This window comes from Ruminiclostridium cellobioparum subsp. termitidis CT1112, from assembly GCF_000350485.1.
GTDB classification, from domain to species: domain Bacteria; phylum Bacillota; class Clostridia; order Acetivibrionales; family DSM-1351; genus Ruminiclostridium; species Ruminiclostridium termitidis.
Window position 1 is genome coordinate 1 of record NZ_AORV01000074.1, and the last position, 1,413, is coordinate 1,413.

Genomic DNA, 1,413 nt, shown 5'->3' on the forward strand with positions numbered 1-1,413 from the left:
GAGTGTTTGGCGGTATACTTATTATCAAACCCAGTCCAAGAAAGCTAAAAGAAGAATTAAAATATGAAATAGTGATTGTTGTAAGCGGATTGGGTAGAGGACCTATCCTCCCAAGAAATGCAGAAAAATTGGCGCTCTGGCTAAAATCTCCATCTACAATTTGGTATATAACCGATATACCGCTTTGCATAAGTGCGGAGAAGTTTCCGGAGTGCTTATATAGAGAAGTGATACTTGCATTGTCTACAAGCCAGGGAGGAAATGAGCCCGTCTCAAATCCGCCGTTTACGATCAATTCAGCCATTTATAAAATTTCACCTCCTGAAAGTTATGGGTAAAAGCATGCTGAAAAAATAGATATAACATGCTCTTTAACATTATATGATTGATGGCTGTATTTGGTACTTGTCCAAGTATGTAATGTAGTTTATTGAAATACTTTAATAAACCATATTAGTATTGGTACTTGAACAAAGAATATTGGCTGCAAATAATTTTGATTACGAGGTATAACCGCTTGCTATGTAATGTTCTGTATTGCATTGTATTTCTTTGAACTTATAAATTTCATGCTTTTAAGACAATGGAGAAGCAGGATACAATTTTCAGTATCCTGCTAGAAAATTATTCAAATACAATAGCATTCATATTTCTATTAAGAGCCGTACCTGTCGCAACATTTGTTGCAGTGGTAAATATAACACGGACTTGATAGCCGGCTGTTTCATTTGACACAGCTGTATCAACCTGAGTATTCGAGATTGAAAATCTATGAGTACCGGCTGAAGGAGCCGAATCAATAAATGTCTTCGTTGTTATTAATGTCGTATCTCTGTAAAGTCTTACCTCAAAAGATGTAGCCCAGTTAGCCGTGGTTATTGCTTCCACAGAAACAGAATAGTCAATTTTAACATTCTCGCCTGATACAACTGGTACACTTACGGTTGCTACAGTCACTTCAGTACTTAGCGGGGGATATACGGTGATGCCTCCTGCTGTCTGACTGAAAAACAGTTCGGGTACACCTGCTGTCGGCCCGGTAGCACCAGTCGGCCCAGGAGCACCAGTCGGTCCAGGAGCACCAGTCGGTCCAGGAGCACCAGTTAACCCAGGAACACCGGTCGGTCCAGGAGCACCAGTCGGTCCAGGAACACCAGTCGGCCCGGTAGCACCAGTCGGTCCAGGAACACCGGTCGGTCCAGGAGCACCAGTCGGTCCAGGAACACCAGTCGGACCGGTAGCACCAGTCGGTCCAGGAGCACCGGTTGGACCTGCAGCACCAGTATTACCCGTCGGACCCGTCGGAGCAGTTGGCCCCGTTGGCCCCGTTGGCCCTGTTGGCCCTGTTGGCCCCGTCGGACCGGTCGGGCCAGTTGGCCCAGTTGGCCCCGTTGGCCCTGTTGGCCCTGTTGG

Annotated in this window: 2 protein-coding genes; both read right to left on the reverse strand. The window is 45.6% G+C overall.

Annotation, left to right across the window (positions count from 1 at the left end; genetic code table 11):
* The coding region (locus tag CTER_RS26110; protein ID WP_004631027.1) for an NTTRR-F1 domain at positions 1-304 on the reverse strand (304 nt) is incomplete at its 3' end.
* Between the two features lie 320 nt (positions 305-624).
* Positions 625-957: a hypothetical protein gene (locus CTER_RS29015; protein ID WP_242835111.1), complete on the reverse strand. Its 333-nt coding sequence runs from the start codon at positions 955-957 to the stop codon at positions 625-627.
* Between the last annotated feature and the right edge of the window lie 456 nt (positions 958-1,413).